16 protein-coding genes are annotated in these 17,342 nt (G+C 63.2%); 4 read left to right on the top strand and 12 right to left on the bottom strand.

Annotation, left to right across the window (positions count from 1 at the left end; all coding sequences use genetic code 11):
- Nucleotides 1-38: 38 nt before the first annotated feature.
- From I9018_RS16455 to I9018_RS16475, 5 genes are all read right to left on the bottom strand, one after another.
- Complete coding sequence (locus I9018_RS16455; RefSeq protein WP_124347687.1) at nt 39-518, bottom strand: Lrp/AsnC family transcriptional regulator; 480 nt, start codon at nt 516-518, stop codon at nt 39-41.
- 12 nt (nt 519-530) lie between these two features.
- Entirely contained in the window at nt 531-1,292 is a 762-nt protein-coding gene (locus I9018_RS16460; RefSeq protein WP_068575888.1) for an ATP-binding cassette domain-containing protein, read from the bottom strand.
- 61 nt (nt 1,293-1,353) lie between these two features.
- Complete coding sequence (locus I9018_RS16465; RefSeq protein WP_068575890.1) at nt 1,354-2,064, bottom strand: ABC transporter permease; 711 nt, start codon at nt 2,062-2,064, stop codon at nt 1,354-1,356.
- Entirely contained in the window at nt 2,061-2,786 is a 726-nt protein-coding gene (locus I9018_RS16470; protein WP_068575892.1) for an ABC transporter permease subunit, read from the bottom strand. The genes I9018_RS16465 and I9018_RS16470 overlap by 4 nt, the downstream gene beginning before the upstream one ends.
- 72 nt (nt 2,787-2,858) lie before the next feature.
- Entirely contained in the window at nt 2,859-3,638 is a 780-nt protein-coding gene (locus I9018_RS16475; protein ID WP_241106891.1) for a transporter substrate-binding domain-containing protein, read from the bottom strand.
- A gap of 459 nt (nt 3,639-4,097) precedes the next feature.
- Here I9018_RS16475 and I9018_RS16480 point away from each other — a divergent pair, with 459 nt between their 5' ends.
- From I9018_RS16480 to I9018_RS16490, 3 genes are all read left to right on the top strand, one after another.
- A complete protein-coding gene (locus I9018_RS16480; protein ID WP_241106892.1) occupies nt 4,098-5,204 on the top strand; it encodes an enoyl-CoA hydratase/isomerase family protein in 1,107 nt (368 codons plus the stop codon).
- Between the two features lie 4 nt (nt 5,205-5,208).
- Nucleotides 5,209-6,360, top strand: a complete 1,152-nt coding sequence (locus I9018_RS16485) for an acyl-CoA dehydrogenase family protein (protein WP_241106893.1) — start codon at nt 5,209-5,211, stop codon at nt 6,358-6,360.
- Between the two features lie 244 nt (nt 6,361-6,604).
- On the top strand, nt 6,605-7,369 hold the full coding sequence (locus tag I9018_RS16490) for an SDR family oxidoreductase (RefSeq protein ID WP_241106894.1): 765 nt from the start codon (nt 6,605-6,607) through the stop codon (nt 7,367-7,369).
- Nucleotides 7,370-7,429: 60 nt separating this feature from the next.
- Here I9018_RS16490 and I9018_RS16495 read toward each other — a convergent pair whose 3' ends face one another.
- From I9018_RS16495 to I9018_RS16520, 6 genes are all read right to left on the bottom strand, one after another.
- Entirely contained in the window at nt 7,430-8,203 is a 774-nt protein-coding gene (locus I9018_RS16495; RefSeq protein ID WP_241106895.1) for an enoyl-CoA hydratase, read from the bottom strand.
- 20 nt (nt 8,204-8,223) lie between these two features.
- A complete protein-coding gene (locus tag I9018_RS16500; RefSeq protein WP_241106896.1) occupies nt 8,224-9,351 on the bottom strand; it encodes an acyl-CoA dehydrogenase in 1,128 nt (375 codons plus the stop codon).
- Between the two features lie 12 nt (nt 9,352-9,363).
- Nucleotides 9,364-10,554, bottom strand: a complete 1,191-nt coding sequence (locus tag I9018_RS16505) for an acetyl-CoA C-acyltransferase (RefSeq protein ID WP_241106897.1) — start codon at nt 10,552-10,554, stop codon at nt 9,364-9,366.
- Between the two features lie 12 nt (nt 10,555-10,566).
- Nucleotides 10,567-11,328 (bottom strand): SDR family NAD(P)-dependent oxidoreductase, encoded by a 762-nt coding sequence (locus I9018_RS16510; RefSeq protein ID WP_241106898.1) that lies wholly within the window; start codon nt 11,326-11,328, stop codon nt 10,567-10,569.
- A gap of 14 nt (nt 11,329-11,342) precedes the next feature.
- On the bottom strand, nt 11,343-13,007 hold the full coding sequence (locus I9018_RS16515) for an AMP-binding protein (protein ID WP_241106899.1): 1,665 nt from the start codon (nt 13,005-13,007) through the stop codon (nt 11,343-11,345).
- A 120-nt stretch (nt 13,008-13,127) separates the two neighbouring features.
- Nucleotides 13,128-14,144, bottom strand: coding sequence for an AraC family transcriptional regulator (locus I9018_RS16520; RefSeq protein ID WP_241106900.1), 1,017 nt, complete (start codon nt 14,142-14,144; stop codon nt 13,128-13,130).
- A 249-nt stretch (nt 14,145-14,393) separates the two neighbouring features.
- Between I9018_RS16520 and I9018_RS16525 the strand changes: the two genes are divergently transcribed.
- Entirely contained in the window at nt 14,394-15,332 is a 939-nt protein-coding gene (locus I9018_RS16525) for a carbohydrate kinase (RefSeq protein WP_241110158.1), read from the top strand.
- A gap of 120 nt (nt 15,333-15,452) precedes the next feature.
- On the opposite strand, the gene I9018_RS16530 is transcribed toward I9018_RS16525, so the two are convergent.
- Nucleotides 15,453-16,754: an OprD family porin gene (locus tag I9018_RS16530; RefSeq protein ID WP_241106901.1), complete on the bottom strand. Its 1,302-nt coding sequence runs from the start codon at nt 16,752-16,754 to the stop codon at nt 15,453-15,455.
- Nucleotides 16,755-17,342 lie beyond the last annotated feature (588 nt).

Here is a 17,342-nt window from a genome sequence, read left to right on the forward strand (position 1 = left end):
GACCCCAGACTCCAGCCGATTCCGCACAAGCCGGAGCGTCACTCCATGCCGGTCTTGACCATTGCCAGTTCCGGATGGCTGACCAGCTTGTCGATGTGCAGGTCCGGGTCGTCGAACCAGACTTCGGTCAGCACCCGGTAGTGCTCCATGTCACGGCAACGCATGCGCAGGCTGTAATCGAAAGCGCCGCTGATCAAGCGGCACTCCAGCACCTGGGGGCAGCCCCGGACCTTGGCCTCGAAGGCTTTTTGCGCCGCTCGCCCACTCTGGTTGGAGAGCGCTACCAACACCAGCAGCGACAATCCCGGGGTCAGTTTTTTCTCGTCGAGGATCGCCCCGTACCCGCGAATCACCCCCAATTGTTCCAGCTTGCGCACCCGCTCCAGGCACGGCCTGGGCGTGAGGTGCACGCGCTCGGAGAGTTTCTGATAGGTGATGCGCCCTTCATGGCGCAGCACTTCGATAATGGCCTGGTCGATACGATCAAGCACGATCGCCAGGTCGCGGATGTCCGCCATGGATGTTCTCCCTCACTTCAAACGGCCGGATAAAAACTGCTGCAAACGTTCACTCTGTGGCTGGTCGAGGATCGCGGCGCTGCCCTGCTCCTCTACCTTGCCTTGATGCAAGAACAACACCTGGCTCGACACCTGCCGGGCGAATCCCATTTCATGGGTCACCATGAGCATGGTCCGCCCCTCCTCGGCCAAGGCCTGGATCACCTTGAGCACCTCGCCGACCAGTTCCGGGTCCAGCGCCGAGGTCGGTTCGTCGAACAGCAGGATCTGCGGCTCCACTGCCAGCGCGCGGGCGATGGCCACCCGTTGCTGCTGGCCCCCGGAGAGAAACGCCGGGTACTGCTCGGCCACTCGCTGGGCCAGGCCGACCTTGTCCAGATACGCCCGGGCGCTGGCCTCGGCCTCCTTGCGGCTGCTGCCCAGCACCCGGCAGGGTGCCAGCATGATGTTCTCCAGCACGCTCAGGTGGCTCCACAGGTTGAAGTGCTGGAACACCATGGCCAGGCGAGTACGCAGGCGTTGCAATTGCGCCGGGTCGGCCACCTGCATGCCGCCGGGGGCATCCCGGGTGACGATGGTCTCGCCATCCAGGGCAAAGGCACCGGCGTCGGCACGCTCCAGGAAGTTGATACAGCGCAGCATGGTGCTCTTGCCCGAGCCACTGGCGCCGATCATGCTCACCACATCACCAGCCCGAGCTTTCAACGAGACGCCCTTGAGCACCTCGTTGTCACCAAAACGCTTGTAGAGATTTTCAACGGTCAATTTGTACATCTAGGGCTCCTGGAGCATCAGCCGCAGGCGACGCTCTGGATCAAGGGATAGACGAATGGGCTCAGTGGGCCGGGCCGAGAAAACCCAGCCAGCGGCGTTCTGCCAGGCGGAAGGCGCCGACCAGGGCGAACGACAACCCCAGGTACAGCAGCCCGGCGATGCCGAATGCCTGGAAGGTCAAGAACGTCGCGGCATTGGCATCGCGCGCCACCTTGAGGATGTCCGGGATGGTGGCGGTGAACGCCACTGAGGTGGCATGCAGCATCAGGATCACTTCGTTGCTGTAGTACGGCAGCGCCCGGCGCAGGGCCGACGGAAGGATCAGCCGCCAGTACAGCCGCCAGCCGCTGAGCCCATAGGCGTGGGCGGCCTCGATCTCGCCATAGGGAATGCTGCGGATGGCCCCGGCGAAGATCTCCACCGTGTAGGCGCAGGTATTGAGGGTGAAGGCCAGCAAGGTGCAATTCATGGCATCGCGGAAAAAAGCTTCCAGCAATGGCTGCTCGCGGATCGCCGCCACGCCGTAGAGGCCGCTGTAGCAGATCAGTAGCTGGATATACAACGGCGTGCCGCGAAACACATAGGTGAACAGTTGCACCGGCCAGCGCAGCAATGCCCAGTGGCTGGTCCGCAGGATCGCCAGGGGCAGCGACAGGACGAAACCCATCGCCAGGCTCGCCACCAGTAGCCACAAGGTCATGGCCAGGCCGGTCAGGCTCTCGCCGTCGCTGAAAAGAAACGCACGCCAGTATTCCTGGATCAGTTCGATCATCGCGACAGCCCTCGCACACCCTGGTTATAGCGACGCTCCAACAGGCGCAGCAACTGGTTCGAGGCACTGGTGATCAGCAGGTACAAGGCCGCGGCCAGCAGCAGGAAATCCAGCAGGTTGAACGTGCTCTTGCCGGCCTCCTGGGCCACCTTGACCAGGTCCGCCAGGCCGATGATCGAGACCAGCGCAGTGGCCTTGAGCAGCACCAGCCAATTATTGCCCAGGCTGGGCAAGGCAAAGCGCATCATCTGTGGGAAGACCACGAAGCGAAAGCGTTGCCAGCGACTCAGGCCAAAGGCCGCAGCCGCCTCCTGCTGGCCCCGGGGCACGCTGACCATCGCCCCGCGAAAGGTCTCGGTGAAATAGGCGCCGTAGATGAATCCCAGGGTGATGATTCCTGCCACGAACGGGTCGATCTCCATGTAGGGCCACTCCAGCCACTCGGTCAGGGCGGTGAGCCAGCCCTGCAGGCTGTAGAAGATCAACAACATCAGGACCAGGTCCGGCACCCCGCGAATCAACGTGGTGTAGCAGGTGGCCGGCAGGTTCAGCAGGCGCAGTGGAGACAACTTGGCCGCCGCGCCCGCAAGCCCGAGGAGCATGCTGACCAGCAATGCCAGCAGCGAGAGTTTCAAGGTCGTCCAGGTACCGTGCAGCAACAGCGGTCCGTAGCCTTGCAAGACCGTCGGGTCCAGGCCAATCAGAGACAGTAGGGTATTCACGCCAGTCACCTTGCGCTCGCCATGGCTCGGCCTGGAACCGACTGTTGCAGTCCCGGGCCGGACCTTGGGAGATCAGTTGTTGTAGAGGTCGAGGTCGCCGAAATACTTGCGCTGGATCTGGGCGTAGATGCCCTTCTCGTGCAGCGCCTGGATCGCGCCATTGAGCATGGCCTTGAGCTCGTCCTGATCCTTGCGCAAGCCGATGGCGATCTGCGAAGGCACCAGCGGGTCGCTGATTCCCACGCTATTTTCGAAGTCCGCGCCCTGGGGCGAGGCGAGGAAACTCATCTGCGCCTGCAACTTGTCCTGGATCGAGGCGTCAAGGCGCCCGTAGACCAGATCGGCGTACACCTGGTCCTGATTCTGGTAGGCACGCAGCTTGACCCCCGCCGGCCCGAGCCGGGCCTTGGCGTAGGTCTCCTGGACGGTGCCTTGCATGTAGCCCAGGGTCTTGCCCTTCAACGACTCGCCGGTGGGTTCCAGCCCCGAGCCCTTGCGCGTGACGATGGCCGTGGGGCCGGCATAGAGCCGGTCGCTGAAGTCGATCTGCTTGCGCCGCGCGTCGGTCACGGTCATCGACGACTCGATGGCGTCGAACTTGCCTGCCTTGAGCGCCGGGATCAGGCCATCGAAATCATTGCTGATCCATACGCACTTGAGCTTGAGTTCGGCGCAGATGGCATTGCCCAGATCGACACCGAAGCCCTGTACCCCGCCATCGGCGGTACTCGACTCGAAGGGTGGGTAGCTTGGGTTGACGCCAAAGCGCAGTTCCTTCCATTCCTTGGCGTTGGCGCCCAGGCAGGTGCACGCGAGCGCCAGTAACGGCGCGGCCAGCCATTTCTTATTCATCTTCAGAGTCCCGGATTATTTGGATTTATAGCGGCCCGGCGTAAAACCGGGCCCCACTTGTGACAGGGGCAGAGAGTGTGTGCGGGGTCGCCGCAATCGGGTTCTTGGCGTTATCGCCGAGGCCTGGCGCACCGCGCCGGGTTCGTCCTGGTCGCCACGAGCTACGCTGCAACCGAGCGCCAGAATGCCAATAGCGAATGCCACTCAGGTGTCGTAACGGGCACCTGAAACAGCCGGGATCGGCTGATAACCGTCATTTCACAGCCGATTCTGTCGCAGGCCTTCTAGCTCGGGGATCAGCGCGCTTGAGGGGCTGGTGCCGGCGTTGACCCACCCATGCAAAAATGCACAGCCAACCTGCAGCTTTCACGGTTGAATTCGGCAAATTTGCACTGTTACGATCCGACGATGCTCGCGCGCGAGTTTCATATAAAGAACAATAAAAGCAGGGAGTTAGTGATGACTGCTCAGGTTCCATCCCAGACGGCACGGGACCTCGATACCCCTCAGGACGAGGTGCTGATCGAGGTACGCAATCATATCGGCCATCTGACCCTAAACCGCCCCGCCGGCCTCAACGCCATCACCCTGTCCATGGTGCGCACCTTGCAGCGCCAACTGGATGCCTGGGCCCTGGACCCGAAGATCCATGCCGTGGTCTTGCGCGGCGCGGGTGAAAAGGCCTTCTGCGCCGGTGGCGACATCCGCTCGTTGTACGACAGCTACAAGAATGCTGGCACCTTGCACGAAGCGTTCTTCGTCGAGGAATACGCCCTGGACCTGGCTATCCACCATTACCGCAAGCCGGTCCTGGCACTGATGGACGGCTTCGTCCTCGGTGGCGGCATGGGCCTGGTGCAAGGCGCCGACCTGCGGGTGGTCACCGAGCGCAGTCGCCTGGCGATGCCGGAAGTGGCCATCGGCTATTTCCCCGATGTCGGCGGCAGCTACTTCCTGTCGCGGGTTCCGGGTGAGCTGGGCACCTACCTCGGGGTCAGCGGCGTGCAGATCCGCGCGGCCGACGCGCTGTATTGCGGCCTGGCCGACTGGTACCTGGAAAGCGACAAGCTGGCACTGCTGGACCAGCGCCTGGACCGCTTGCAATGGGGCCAGTCACCGCTCAAGGACCTGCAGGGCCTGCTGGCCAGGCTCGGGGTCCAGGCCCTGGCCGATGCGCCATTGCAGGCGCTGCGCCCGGCCATCGACCACTTCTTCGCCCAGCCAGACGTGCCCGGCATCGTCGAGCAATTGCGCAGCGTGACCGTGGCCGACAGCCATGAATGGGCCCAGGCTACCGCCGACCTGCTGGAAACCCGCTCGCCCCTGGCCATGGCCGTGACCCTGGAGATGCTGCGCCAGGGCCGCCAACTGAGCCTGGAGCAGTGCTTCGCCCTGGAGCTGCACCTGGACCGGCAGTGGTTCGAACACGGCGACCTGATGGAAGGCGTACGCGCCCTGATCATCGACAAAGACAAGACCCCGCACTGGAACCCACCGACCCTGGCGGCCCTCGAGGCCGAACGGGTGGCGAGCTTCTTCAGCGGTTTTGACGGCAGCGGGAGCTGAACTCATGCACGATATCGAACTGACCGAAGAACAAGTGATGATCCGCGACATGGCCCGGGACTTCGCCCGTGGCGAGATCGCGCCCCATGCCCAGGCCTGGGAAAAGGCCGGCTGGATCGACGACGCCCTGGTCCGCAAGATGGGTGAGCTGGGCCTGTTGGGCATGGTGGTTCCCGAGCAATGGGGCGGCAGCTACCTGGACTACGTGGCCTACGCCCTGGCCGTGGAAGAGATCGCCGCTGGCGACGGTGCCACCGGCGCCCTGATGAGCATCCACAACTCGGTGGGTTGCGGGCCGATCCTCAACTACGGCAGCGAAGAGCAGAAACAGGCCTGGCTGCCACGCCTGGCCAGTGGCGAAGCCATCGGCTGCTTCTGCCTGACCGAGCCCCAGGCCGGCTCCGAGGCCCACAACCTCAAGACCCGCGCCGAACTGCGCGACGGCCAGTGGGTGATCAACGGCGCCAAGCAGTTCGTCAGCAATGGCAAGCGGGCGCAGTTGGCCATCGTCTTCGCCGTGACCGATCCGGAGTTGGGCAAGAAAGGCCTGTCGGCGTTCCTGGTGCCCACCGACACCCCAGGTTTCATCGTCGACCGCACCGAACACAAGATGGGCATCCGCGCCTCCGATACCTGCGCCGTGACCCTCAACCAATGCAGCGTGCCGGCCGCCAACCTGTTGGGCGAACGGGGCAAGGGCCTGGCCATCGCCCTGTCCAACCTCGAGGGCGGGCGCATCGGTATCGCCGCCCAGGCCCTGGGGATCGCCCGTGCCGCCTTCGAAGCGTCCCTGGCCTATGCCCGCGACCGGGTGCAGTTCGGCAAGCCGATCATCGAACACCAGAGCATCGCCAACCTGTTGGCGGACATGCACACCCGGATCAACGCCGCCCGCCTGTTGATCCTGCACGCCGCCCGCTTGCGCAGCGCCGGCCAGCCCTGCCTGTCCGAAGCCTCCCAGGCCAAGCTGTTCGCCTCGGAGATGGCCGAGAAGGTCTGCTCCTCGGCCATGCAGATCCACGGCGGTTATGGCTACCTTGAAGACTACCCGGTGGAGCGCTACTACCGTGACGCAAGGATCACCCAGATCTACGAGGGCTCCAGCGAGATCCAGCGCATGCTGATCGCCCGTGAGTTGAAGCATTACCAGCTGTAGGCAAGAGCGCCGCAAAGCAGGAATCGCAGCCTTGGCTGCGATTTTTTTTGCTGGCGTGGTCGCCCTCCTCGCCAGGCACCATCCGCAGAGCAAGGCCCCACAGGCCCTGTTGTGCGCTGTCGGGCAGCCGGGTGCGCAGCAGCTGGCCCTGCACGGTCAAAGAACATTCAACGCAAGATCCGGAGTTCAGCGCCGTTCGGAAGGGCCTATGGTTGGCTCAACGCTCATGCAACGGAGGTCAATCATGAAACAACTGCAAGACAAAGTCGCGATTGTCACGGGAGCCACCTCGGGCATCGGCCAAGCCGCTGCCCGGCTGTTCGCCCAAGAGGGCGCACGCCTGATAGTGAACGGCCGTCGAGGTGAAGCATTGGATGCGCTGGTCGCCCAGATCCAGCAGGACGGTGGCGAGGTACTCGGGGTTGCAGGTGACATTCGCAGCGAGGCATTGGCCGAGCACCTGGTGACGCTGGCGGTGGAGCATTTCGGGGGCCTGGATATCGCATTCAATAACGCCGGGATCACCGGTGAAACCCGGCCCGTCTCCGAGCTGAGCCTGGGCCAGTGGCAGGCCGTGCTCGACTCCAACCTGACCAGTGCCTTTCTGGGGGCCAAGTACCAGTTGCCTGCTCTACGCACCCGGGGCGCAGGGTCCATCATTTTCACGTCCAGCTTTGTCGGGCACCGCGTCGGTTTTCCCGGTATGGCGGCGTACGCCGCGAGCAAAGCCGCGCTGATCGGATTGACCCAGGTCATCGCGGCTGAAGAGGGTCCCCATGGCATTCGCGCCAACGCGCTACTGCCCGGAGGCACCGACACGCCAATGGGCCGGGCAGCGACCGATACGCCTGAGCAACGCGCCTTTGTCGAAAGCCTGCATGCCCTCAAGCGCCTCGCCCGCCCCGAGGAAATTGCCCGTGCGGCGCTGTTCCTCGCGTCGGACGCCGCCAGTTTTGTCAGCGGGACGGCGATGCTGGTCGAGGGTGGAGTCTCCATCAACCGCAGCTAAGCGCTGCGGTTGATGGGGCGGGACGCCGGATAGACACCGCGTCCTGCCAGGGCGGTGTTGTTATTGATCCTTGAACTGCGGCTCGCGCTTAGCGATAAAGGCCGCCATGCCTTCCTTCTGGTCCTGGGTAGCGAAAGCGGCATGGAACACCCGGCGCTCGAAGCGCACGCCTTCGGACAGGCTGACCTCGAAGGCGCGGTTCACGCTTTCCTTGATCATCATGCTCACCGGTACCGACTTGCCGGCAATCAGTGCGGCGACCTTCAGGGCTTCGTCCACCAACTCATCGGCCGGCACGATACGCGCGACGATGCCGCAACGCTCGGCCTCCACCGCATCGATGAAACGCCCGGTCAGGCACATTTCCATGGCCTTGGCCTTGCCCACGGCGCGGGTCAGGCGCTGGGTGCCGCCCATGCCCGGCAGCACGCCGAGGTTGATTTCCGGCTGGCCGAACTTGGCGTTGTCACCGGCCAGGATGAAGTCGCACATCAGCGCCAGTTCGCAACCGCCCCCCAAGGCAAAGCCGTTGACCGCGGCGATGATCGGCTTGCGCCGGTTGGCCACTCGGTCGCTGTCGCTGAACAGGTCGTCGAGATAGATCTGCGGATAGCTCAGCTCAGCCATTTCCTTGATGTCGGCGCCGGCAGCGAAGGCTTTCTTCGAGCCGGTGATGACGATGCAGCCGATTTGCGGGTCGGCTTCCAGGCGATCCAGGGCCTGGTTGATCTCGCCGACGATCTGCGCATTGAGCGCGTTCAAGGCTTGGGGGCGGTTGAGGGTGATCAGGCCGACCCGGTCCTTGATATCCAACAGAATGGTTTCGTAGCTCATGAATCAGCTCCTGCTAAAAGTCAGAGATTGCGCGAAATGACCATGCGCTGAATGTCGCTGGTGCCTTCATAGATCTGGCAGATCCGTACGTCACGGTAGATCCGCTCCAGCGGGAAGTCGCTCAAGTAGCCATAGCCGCCCAGGGTTTGCAAGGCCGCGGAACAGACCTTCTCGGCCATCTCCGAGGCGAACAGCTTGGCCATCGAGGCCTCGACCAGGGCCGGCTTGCCACTGTCGCGCAGTGCTGCGGCGTATTGCACCATCTGCCGCGCCACGGCGATCTGGGTGGCCATGTCCGCCAGGCGGAAAGCCACGGCCTGGTGCTCGATGATCGGCTTGCCGAAAGTCTCGCGCTCACGGGCATAGTCGCGCGCCGCTTCGAATGCGGCCCGGGCCATGCCCACCGATTGCGAGGCAATGCCCACGCGGCCACCTTCGAGGTTGGCCAGGGCGATCTTGTAGCCCTCGCCCTCCTCGCCCAGGCGGTTGGCCACGGGCACCTTCACGTCCTCGAAGAGGATCTGGCAGGTATCGGAAGCATGCTGGCCGAGCTTGTCCTCGATCCGCGCGACCTTATAGCCCGGGGCGTCGGTGGGCACGATGAACGCGCTGATACCGCGCTTGCCCGCCGCCGGATCGGTAACCGCGAAAACGATCACCACCCCGGCGTTCTGCCCCGAGGTGATGAACTGCTTGCAGCCATTGAGCACATAGTGGTCGCCATCGCGGCGGGCCCGGGTCTTCAGGCTACTGGCATCGGAGCCGGCCTGGGGCTCGGTCAGGGCGAAGGCCCCGAGCATGCTGCCGCTGGCCAGGGGCTTGAGGAAACGTTCCTTTTGCTCATCGTTGCCAAACTTGAGGATCGGCACGCAACCCACCGAATTGTGCACGCTCATGATGGTGGAACAGGCGCCATCACCGGCGGCGATTTCCTCCAGGGCCATGGCATAGGCCTGGTAACCGGTGTCGCAACCGCCCCACTGCTCGGGCACCAGCATGCCGAAGAAGCCCAGTTCGGCCATCTCGGCAATGGCTTGCTTGGGAAAGCGATGCTCGCGATCCCAGTCGGCGGCAAAAGGCTTTAGGCGCTCCTGGGCAAATTGCCGGGCCGCGTCGCTGATCTGCAGTTGTTCGTCATTGGGCAACATCGCGATTCCTCGTTACAGGCATTCAACAGCCATGGCCGTGGCTTCGCCACCACCGATGCAGATCGCAGCCACGCCACGCTTGAGGCCTTTCTGGCGCAGGGCCGACAGCAGGGTCACCAGGATCCGCGCCCCCGAGGCGCCGATCGGATGGCCCAGGGCGCAGGCGCCGCCATGGACGTTGACCTTGTCATGGGGGATTTCCAGCTTGTTCATGGTCACCAGGCTGACCACGGCGAAGGCCTCGTTGATCTCGAACAGGTCCACGTCATCCAGGGACCAGCCGGTTTTCTTCATCAGGCGCTCGATAGCACCGACCGGAGCCACGGGAAACAGGCTCGGCGTATCGGCGAAGGCTGCATGGCCATGAATCACGGCCAGTGGCTTGAGCCCGCGCTTGGTGGCTTCGGAACGGCGCATCAGGACCAGCGCCGCGGCACCGTCGGAAATCGAACTGGAGTTGGCGGCCGTCACAGTGCCGCCTTCACGGAAGGCCGGCTTGAGACCGGCGATCTTGTCCAGCTTGGCCTTGGGGGGCTGCTCGTCGTCGCTGATCAGCCGGGTTTCCTTGCCGATCGTCACTTGTACGGGAACGATCTCATCCTTGAACAGGCCATCCTTGATCGCCTGCTGGGCTCGGGTCAGCGAGGCCACGGCAAAGGCATCCTGGGCTTCACGGGTCAGGCTGTTGGTCTCGGCGCAGTCCTCGGCGAAAGTCCCCATCAAGCGCCCCTTGTCGTAGGCATCTTCCAGGCCGTCGAGGAACATGTGGTCCAGCACCTTGCCATGGCCCATGCGATAGCCGGCACGGGCGCGATCCAGGAGATAGGGCGCGTTGGACATGCTTTCCATGCCACCGGCGACGACCACTTCGGCGCTGCCGGCCAGCAGCATGTCATGGGCCAGGATGGCCGCCTCCATGCCCGAACCGCACATTTTGTTCAGGGTGGTGCAACGGGTGCCCTTGTCCAGGCCGGCTCCCAGGGCCGCCTGGCGTGCAGGCGCCTGGCCGAGGCCGGCCGGCAGCACGCAGCCGAACAGCACTTCTTGCACCGCATCGCTGGCAATCCCGGCGCGCTGCACTGCGGCACGAATGGCTTGCGCTCCCAGTTGCGGGGCGCTGAGCCCTTTCAACTCGCCCTGGAAACCACCCATCGGGGTGCGGGCGGCACTGACAATGACAATCGGATCTTGGTTAATGGACATGATGCTGACTCCTTACTTGGCGGCCATGCGCAAGGCGCCGTCGAGACGGATCACCTCACCATTGAGCATGCTGTTTTCAATGATATGCCGCACCAGCGCGGCGTACTCGACGGGTTTGCCCAGGCGTGGCGGGAACGGTACGCCGGCGGCCAGGGAGGCCCGGACCTCATCGCTCATGCCAGCCATCATCGGCGTCTCGAAGATGCCTGGGGCAATGGTCATCACGCGGATGCCGAAACGCGCCAGTTCGCGGGCCACCGGTAGGGTCAGGCTGGCCACCGCGCCCTTGGAGGCGGCATAGGCGGCCTGGCCGATCTGCCCGTCGAAGGCCGCGATGGAAGCAGTGTTGATGATGACCCCACGCTCGCCATCGGCGTCGGCCTGGCCTTCGGCGATGGCCGCGGCCGCCAGGCGCATCAGGTTGAAGCTGCCGATCAGGTTGACGTTGATCACCTGGGCGAAGGTGGCCAGGGCATGGGGACCGCTCTTGCCGAGGATCTTCTCGCCGCGCACGATGCCCGCGCAGTTGACCAGGCCATCGAGCCCGCCAAAGGCCTTCACCGCCGCCTGGACTGCCGCTTCGGCAGCCGCCTCCTGGCTGATATCGGCGACCACGCTCTGGCATCCCAACTGCTGCGCCTTGGCCGCCACGGCCTCGGCATTGAGGTCCACCAGCATCACCCTGGCGCCGGCGGCCACCAGCATTTCAGCGCTGGCCGCACCGAGGCCCGAGGCCCCACCGCTGACGAGAAAAACCTTGTTCTGAATCTGCATCGTTCACACCCTGTTCACGCGTTGACTGTTGCCGCCGCGGCCTCTTGAGCCTTGGCGATTTCCTGGTTGCGCAAGATAAAGCGCTGCAATTTGCCACTGGGGGTCTTGGGCAAGTCGCTGACAAACTCGATTTCCCTCGGGTAGGAATGGGCCGCCAGGCGCTTGCGCACATGCTGGCGCAGCTCCTCGGCCAACTCCGGGGTGGCGCGGTAACGCTCGCCCAGCACCACAAAGGCCTTGATCACCTCGGTACGCTCCCGGTCGGGCTTGCCCACCACTGCCGCCTCGACCAACGCCGGGTGCTCCACCAGGGCACTTTCCACGTCGAACGGACCGACCCGGTAGCCGGAGGTGGTAATGACATCGTCACTGCGCCCGACGAAGCTGATGCTGCCGTCCGGATTCAGCTCGACGGTATCGCCGCTCAGGTAGTAATCGCCGACAAAAGCCTTGGTCGGTGCCCCGGTGTAACCGGCGAACCAGTACATCGGCGACTGCCGGCGGTCAATGGCCAGGATTCCCGGCTGGCCGACACCCAGCTCGCGATATTCCTCGTCGAGCACCACGATGCGATGGCCCGGCGAGGCGAAACCGGCAGACCCCACATGCACCGGATGCGCCAGGGCATGGTGGTTGCACAGCACCATGCCCAGTTCGGTCTGGCCGTAGTGATCGTGGATCACCACCTCAAGGTGCTCGGCGAACCAGCGGATCACTTCCGGGTTCAGCGGTTCGCCGGCACTGCTGACAATGCGCAAGCGGCCCTTGATCGAACGGGCGAACTGATCACCACCGGCGATCAGCAGTCGGTAGGCGGTGGGGGATCCGGTGAGGTTGGTGATGCCGTACTTGTTGATCACCCGGCAGGTACTTTCGAGGGTGAAGGGGCCGTCGTAGAAGGTGATCGGATGACCCAGGCCCAGCGGGCCGGTGATACCGAAGTAGATGCCATAGGCCCAGCCTGGGTCGGCGACGTTCCAGAACGCATCCTCGGGTCGCAGGTCCACCGCATCGCGGGTATAGCTCTGGAACGCGACCATGGCCTTGAGCGGCACTTGCAGCGCCTTGGACGGACCGGTGGTGCCCGAGGTGAACATCAGCAGGAAGGGATCTTCGCCACTGAGCAGCACAGGTTCGCAACGGGCCGGATACTGCTCCAGTTCGGCCCAGAAGCTGAAATCGCCCCGTACGATGCCCTGCCCCTTGGCACCCGCCACGGTGACTACCGTTGGGCACCCGGCAACCTCGGCGAGCTTGGACCGGTTGATGGCATCGGTGACCACCACCTTGGCAGCGGAACTGTTGACCCGGTGCTCGATGGCCTTGGGGCCGAAGGCCGTGAACAGGGGCTGGTACACCGCGCCGATGCGCCAGGTGGCCAGGACCGTGATCAATAACTCGACGTTGCGTGGCAAGAGGCCTGCGACCTTGTCGCCCTTGCCCACGCCCTGGGCCAGAAGGAAGTTGGCCAGGCGTCCGGCCTTATCTTGCAGATCGGTGAAGGTGTAGCTGGCGCTGTTGCCGTCTCGCCCCTCCCAGAACAACGCGATGCGCCCAGGCAGCGCATGCCGGTCACAGCACTCGACACAAGCGTTGAGCGCCGACAGCGAGCCGGCCAGGGTGGCATCGACAGTGTGCTGGTAGTTGAAGTTTTCAGTGGCGGACAGGTAATCGCGCATTGCCAGAAGCCCTCGTTGTTTTTATTGGGGAACCTCATGAAAATCAGTGAAATACTGGCGCCAGAGCCTTGGCCGGACAATGGTCAAAGCTGTCAACCTGCGTGACCGGTTTGGCCAAGATCAGGCCGGGTCGTTGAGAATCAGGCTGCGATAGTGCCCGGGATTGGAGCCGGACCACTTGCGAAACGCCTTGTAGAACGAACTGGTATCGGCAAAGCCCAGGCGCTCGGCGATCTGCGCGAAGCTGATCTGCGGTTCCGCCAGCCAGACGATGGCCAGCTCCTTGCGCACGCTGTCCTTGAGCGCCTGGTAGCTCTGGCCCTCCTCGGCCAGGCGGCGGCGCAGGGTCGAGGCCGAAATGCACAGGCTCTGGGCCAGGCTTTCGCTTTCCGGCCACTGCTCTGCCGGTAGCTGGCGCAACTGCTGCTTGATCCGGCTGGCCAGGCTCTGCGGATCGCGGTACTTGACCAGGATATTGGCCGGGGCCTGGGCCAGGAACCGCTTGAGCTCCTCCTTGCTGCGCTTGATGGGCAGGTCCAGGCAGTCGGCGGCGATGATCATCCGCGTGCGGGGTCGGTCAAAGCGCAGGTTGTCGGAGAACATCACCCGGTAGTCATCGCAGAACTCCGGCTGCGGGCAACGCAATTCGATGGCCAGGATCGGAATCCGCCGCCCTGCCAGCCAGCACGCCACGCCGTGAACGATCATCCAGTAGGTGAAATAGGTAAACGCCCGGCGCGGAGGCTGCTCGTCCTCGGCCAGGACGATTTCCGCCAGGCTTTGCTGGCGTACCAGTTGCGCGCCCAGGTGTTCGAGCATCAGTGAAAGAAACTCCAGCACCGAATCCAGGCCTTGAGCCAGGGTCGGCTGGGCCATGGCCGAACGACAGAGAAACGCCAGGCTGCCGGACTTGAGCTTGCGCGGATCCATGCCGAAGAACTCATCGTCCAGGCGCCGTGCCAGCAAGCGCCAGAGTCGCGCATAGGCGTTGGCCGGAACCCTCCCCGTGCCTAACTGCACGTCGAGCGGATCGATGCCGACCTTGTGCAGCACTTCTTCGGTGGCCACGCCAGGCGCGCAGCTTTGCAACAAGGCTTCGCGCACCAGTTGCAGGGAGATGGTGTCTTTTTCCGACATCGTTACCAACGGTTTCCGGGACAAAGGAGGAGCTACGACGGCCATCTTAGGCAGTGACCGGGAAAAAGCCAGTGGACCTTGGGCTGATGTACCTGGCCATTGCATGGACGGCAATGGCGGGTAGAAATCATCGCGGCGATCGCCTGCCATCACCGATATCATGCATGATCCGGCGCCCCGAGCCCGGCCCCTGCCAACCGCTGCGTGAGCGCCATCGACAGCATCTGGCCCCTTGAAGAGCGAATGACTATGTATCTGGTATGCGGTGAAGCGCTGTTCGATGTTTTTAGCGTGGACGAAGCCGGTGCTCCGGCCAATAAAGTGGCGTTCCAGGCGATTGCCGGTGGCTCGCCGTTCAATGTGGCGGTAGGCCTGCGCCGCCTGGGCATCGATGTGGCCCTGCTCGCCGGACTGTCCCGGGACTACCTGGGCCAGCGCTTGCGGCGGGTGCTGGAGGAGGAAGGCGTGGACACCCGCCACCTGCGCGAATTCACGGCCCCTACCACCCTGGCCATGGTGGCGGTGGGCAGCGATGGCTCGCCACACTACAGCTTTCGTGGCGAAGGCTGTGCCGACCGACAATTGCTGACAGAACACCTGCCGGAACTGGACGACCTGGTACGCGGGCTGCACGTGGGCTCGTTTGCCCTGGTGGTGCAACCGATCGCCGATACCCTGCTGGCCCTGGTGCGTCGCGAGCGGGGGCGGCGGCTGATCAGCCTCGACCCCAATGTGCGACTCGGCCCGCAGCCGGATATCCAATTGTGGCGCCAACGCATCGATGAACTGGCCGAGCACGCCGACCTGATCAAGGTCAGCGATGAGGACCTGGAGCAGCTGTATCCCGGGCAGGCGCCCGAGACACTGATTCAGGGCTGGTTGCAAGGCAGTGCCAAGCTGGTGTTCCTGACCCGCGGCAGCCAGGGCGCGACGGTGTTCAGCCAGCACCACGGCCACTGGTCGGTCGCGACGCCCCAGGTGCAGGTGGCCGACACCGTGGGCGCCGGCGATACCTTTCAGGCGGCGCTGATCGCCTGGTTGACCGAGCAGGGGCTGGACTCGCCCCTGGGTCTTGCGCAGCTGGAGCGCGAACAGATCGACGCCATGCTGCGCTTCGCCGTCAACGCCGCAGCGCTGACCTGCACCCGCACCGGGCCGGACCTGCCCTACCGGCATCAACTGGTGTAATGCGCCGTGTAGCCGCTGCCGCGGGCTGCTTGCGACCGCGCAAGCGGGTCAAGACAAGGCCCTGCGGGCCTTCGCGCAGCCTCGCCACAGGCTCGACAGCGGCTACAGGGCAGCGCTACGTCAGAAGATCGAGAAGTTGTAGCTGACGATCAGGCGGGTTTCGTCCATGTCGCGGGCGATCTTCTGGTAGTTGCTACGGTAGGTGGCGTTACGCAGGCGCAGGCTGACGTCCTTGAAGGCGCCGCTCTGCACCACGTACTTGAGCTCGCTGTCACGCTCCCATTCCCGACCTTCGCGCAGGCTGCCCGGGACCTTGATGTTGTCACCACTGACGTAGCGGGTCAGGAAGCTCAGGCCGTTGATGCCCACGGCCTTGAAGTCGTAGTCATAGCGCAGTTGCCAGGAACGCTCCTGGATCGCCGCGAAGTCGTTGACCTGCACATAGTTCACCAGGTACGGGTTGCTGCCATCCAGGTACGGCATCGAGTTCTCGCCGTACATGCGCTGCCAACCGGCGCTGAACACGTGCCCACCCAGGCCGTAGCTGAGCATGGTGCTCAGGGCCCGGTGGTCGATGCTACCGGCACGGGCGCTGCCGCTGTCGTCGCTCTTGATCAGGCGCAGGTCACCCTTGAGCACGCCAGGCCCCAAAGGCTGGTTGGCCAGCAAGCCGATGAAGTGCTGGCGGTAGATGTCCTCCAGCTCGGCGTAATGGTATTGGCCACTAAGGAGGTCGCTGAACTTGTAGTCCACGCCATAGTTATCGAAATGATCCGCCGTGGTGTTGCAGGCATAGCGCTTGTTCTTGCAGTGCACGCGGATGTCCTGGGAGTCCGTGGAATCCCGGGCGGTGTAGCGATTCAGGCGCGCCGCCGTCAGGGTCAGGTCCTTGACCTCCTTGGAGGTCAGCACCGCACCGTTGAACAGGGTGGGCAGCAGGCGGCCATCGTTGTACTTGAGCAGCGGCAGGTCCGGCAGTTGCGCACCGTATTTGAATACGGTCTGCGATACCCGCACCTTGGCGGTCAAGCCCAGCTTGGCGTACTGGTCGGCCGAGCCCCGCGGGTCATGCCCACTGGATGGCAGCAGGCCGCTGTTGCTGCGGTCCGGGCTGGAGTCGAGCTTGAGCCCGAGCATGCCCAGGGCATCCAGGCCAAAACCTACGGTGCCTTCGGTATAGCCCGACTGCAGATTGAGAATGAAGCCCTGGGCGGATTCTTCACGCTTGGAGGCACCCTGGGCGTTGCTGGTATGGCCGTCACGAAAGTCCCGATTGAAATAGACCGTGCGCGATTCGAGCTTGGCGCTGCTGTCCTCGATAAAGCCGGCGCCAGTGGCCAACGGTGTAAAACCCGCGCACAGGACAGCGGCTCCGAGGCCCAGGAGCGGGCACGGATTGAGTAAAGGAAAAGGGGGACGCATGAACAGGCTCCAGCAGAAAATCAGTGACGCGAGGCAGAAAAGACCCAGGAGAAATCCATCCGGCAAATTAAACATCACCGGTTGAATTGATTGAATCAATGAAGACCGGAAATGATGGCAGATCGCCCGCCTTTGCCCTACCCGACTTTAGTCTGACTCCAGCGCTCACGTTCGACACCTCCTGCCAGCATCGAGCTGATCAATTCCGAGACTTTTTCACTGCCCGGGAAAGCGCCTCGAAAAACTGTCTCATCGCTCAGAAACACTCTCTAGATCGTTCTTTTTTGCAGGCTGGTAGCAAAGAAGCATCAAACTTTTGTCGAAAATAACTACCGTTCGTCGGATTTTTAGCGAACCCAACAAACAAATACAAGTATTTGACGCTTTTCATTATGACCATCATTAATAACTGTAATGCTATGTTTTAAAGGGTTTTATTTGTATCTAAAAAATAAATAGAGAGGCTGTGTCATTTATGTAACGCCAAAAAACGTCAATTAAACGTCTCAATCTTGTGGTAGTGTCAAAAAAAGAGCGCAATGAAGGCCATGTGCCACATGCCTTTTTTCAGAAGGTGAGCCACGCCCT

This window comes from Pseudomonas sp. MPFS, from assembly GCF_022537035.1.
Lineage (GTDB): Bacteria > Pseudomonadota > Gammaproteobacteria > Pseudomonadales > Pseudomonadaceae > Aquipseudomonas > Aquipseudomonas sessilinigenes.

What these genes read in the sequence shown, in the direction of transcription:
- I9018_RS16455 (WP_124347687.1), bottom strand. Translation starts at nt 518, where the DNA reads ATGGCGGACATCCGCGACCTGGCGATCGTGCTTGATCGTATCGACCAG.
- I9018_RS16495 (WP_241106895.1), bottom strand. Translation starts at nt 8,203, where the DNA reads ATGAGCTACGAAACCATTCTGTTGGATATCAAGGACCGGGTCGGCCTG.
- I9018_RS16480 (WP_241106892.1), top strand. Translation starts at nt 4,098, where the DNA reads ATGACTGCTCAGGTTCCATCCCAGACGGCACGGGACCTCGATACCCCT.
- I9018_RS16530 (WP_241106901.1), bottom strand. Translation starts at nt 16,754, where the DNA reads ATGCGTCCCCCTTTTCCTTTACTCAATCCGTGCCCGCTCCTGGGCCTC.
- I9018_RS16525 (WP_241110158.1), top strand. Translation starts at nt 14,394, where the DNA reads ATGTATCTGGTATGCGGTGAAGCGCTGTTCGATGTTTTTAGCGTGGAC.
- I9018_RS16500 (WP_241106896.1), bottom strand. Translation starts at nt 9,351, where the DNA reads ATGTTGCCCAATGACGAACAACTGCAGATCAGCGACGCGGCCCGGCAA.
- I9018_RS16490 (WP_241106894.1), top strand. Translation starts at nt 6,605, where the DNA reads ATGAAACAACTGCAAGACAAAGTCGCGATTGTCACGGGAGCCACCTCG.
- I9018_RS16520 (WP_241106900.1), bottom strand. Translation starts at nt 14,144, where the DNA reads ATGTCGGAAAAAGACACCATCTCCCTGCAACTGGTGCGCGAAGCCTTG.
- I9018_RS16515 (WP_241106899.1), bottom strand. Translation starts at nt 13,007, where the DNA reads ATGCGCGATTACCTGTCCGCCACTGAAAACTTCAACTACCAGCACACT.
- I9018_RS16460 (WP_068575888.1), bottom strand. Translation starts at nt 1,292, where the DNA reads ATGTACAAATTGACCGTTGAAAATCTCTACAAGCGTTTTGGTGACAAC.
- I9018_RS16475 (WP_241106891.1), bottom strand. Translation starts at nt 3,638, where the DNA reads ATGAATAAGAAATGGCTGGCCGCGCCGTTACTGGCGCTCGCGTGCACC.
- I9018_RS16465 (WP_068575890.1), bottom strand. Translation starts at nt 2,064, where the DNA reads ATGATCGAACTGATCCAGGAATACTGGCGTGCGTTTCTTTTCAGCGAC.
- I9018_RS16485 (WP_241106893.1), top strand. Translation starts at nt 5,209, where the DNA reads ATGCACGATATCGAACTGACCGAAGAACAAGTGATGATCCGCGACATG.
- I9018_RS16505 (WP_241106897.1), bottom strand. Translation starts at nt 10,554, where the DNA reads ATGTCCATTAACCAAGATCCGATTGTCATTGTCAGTGCCGCCCGCACC.
- I9018_RS16510 (WP_241106898.1), bottom strand. Translation starts at nt 11,328, where the DNA reads ATGCAGATTCAGAACAAGGTTTTTCTCGTCAGCGGTGGGGCCTCGGGC.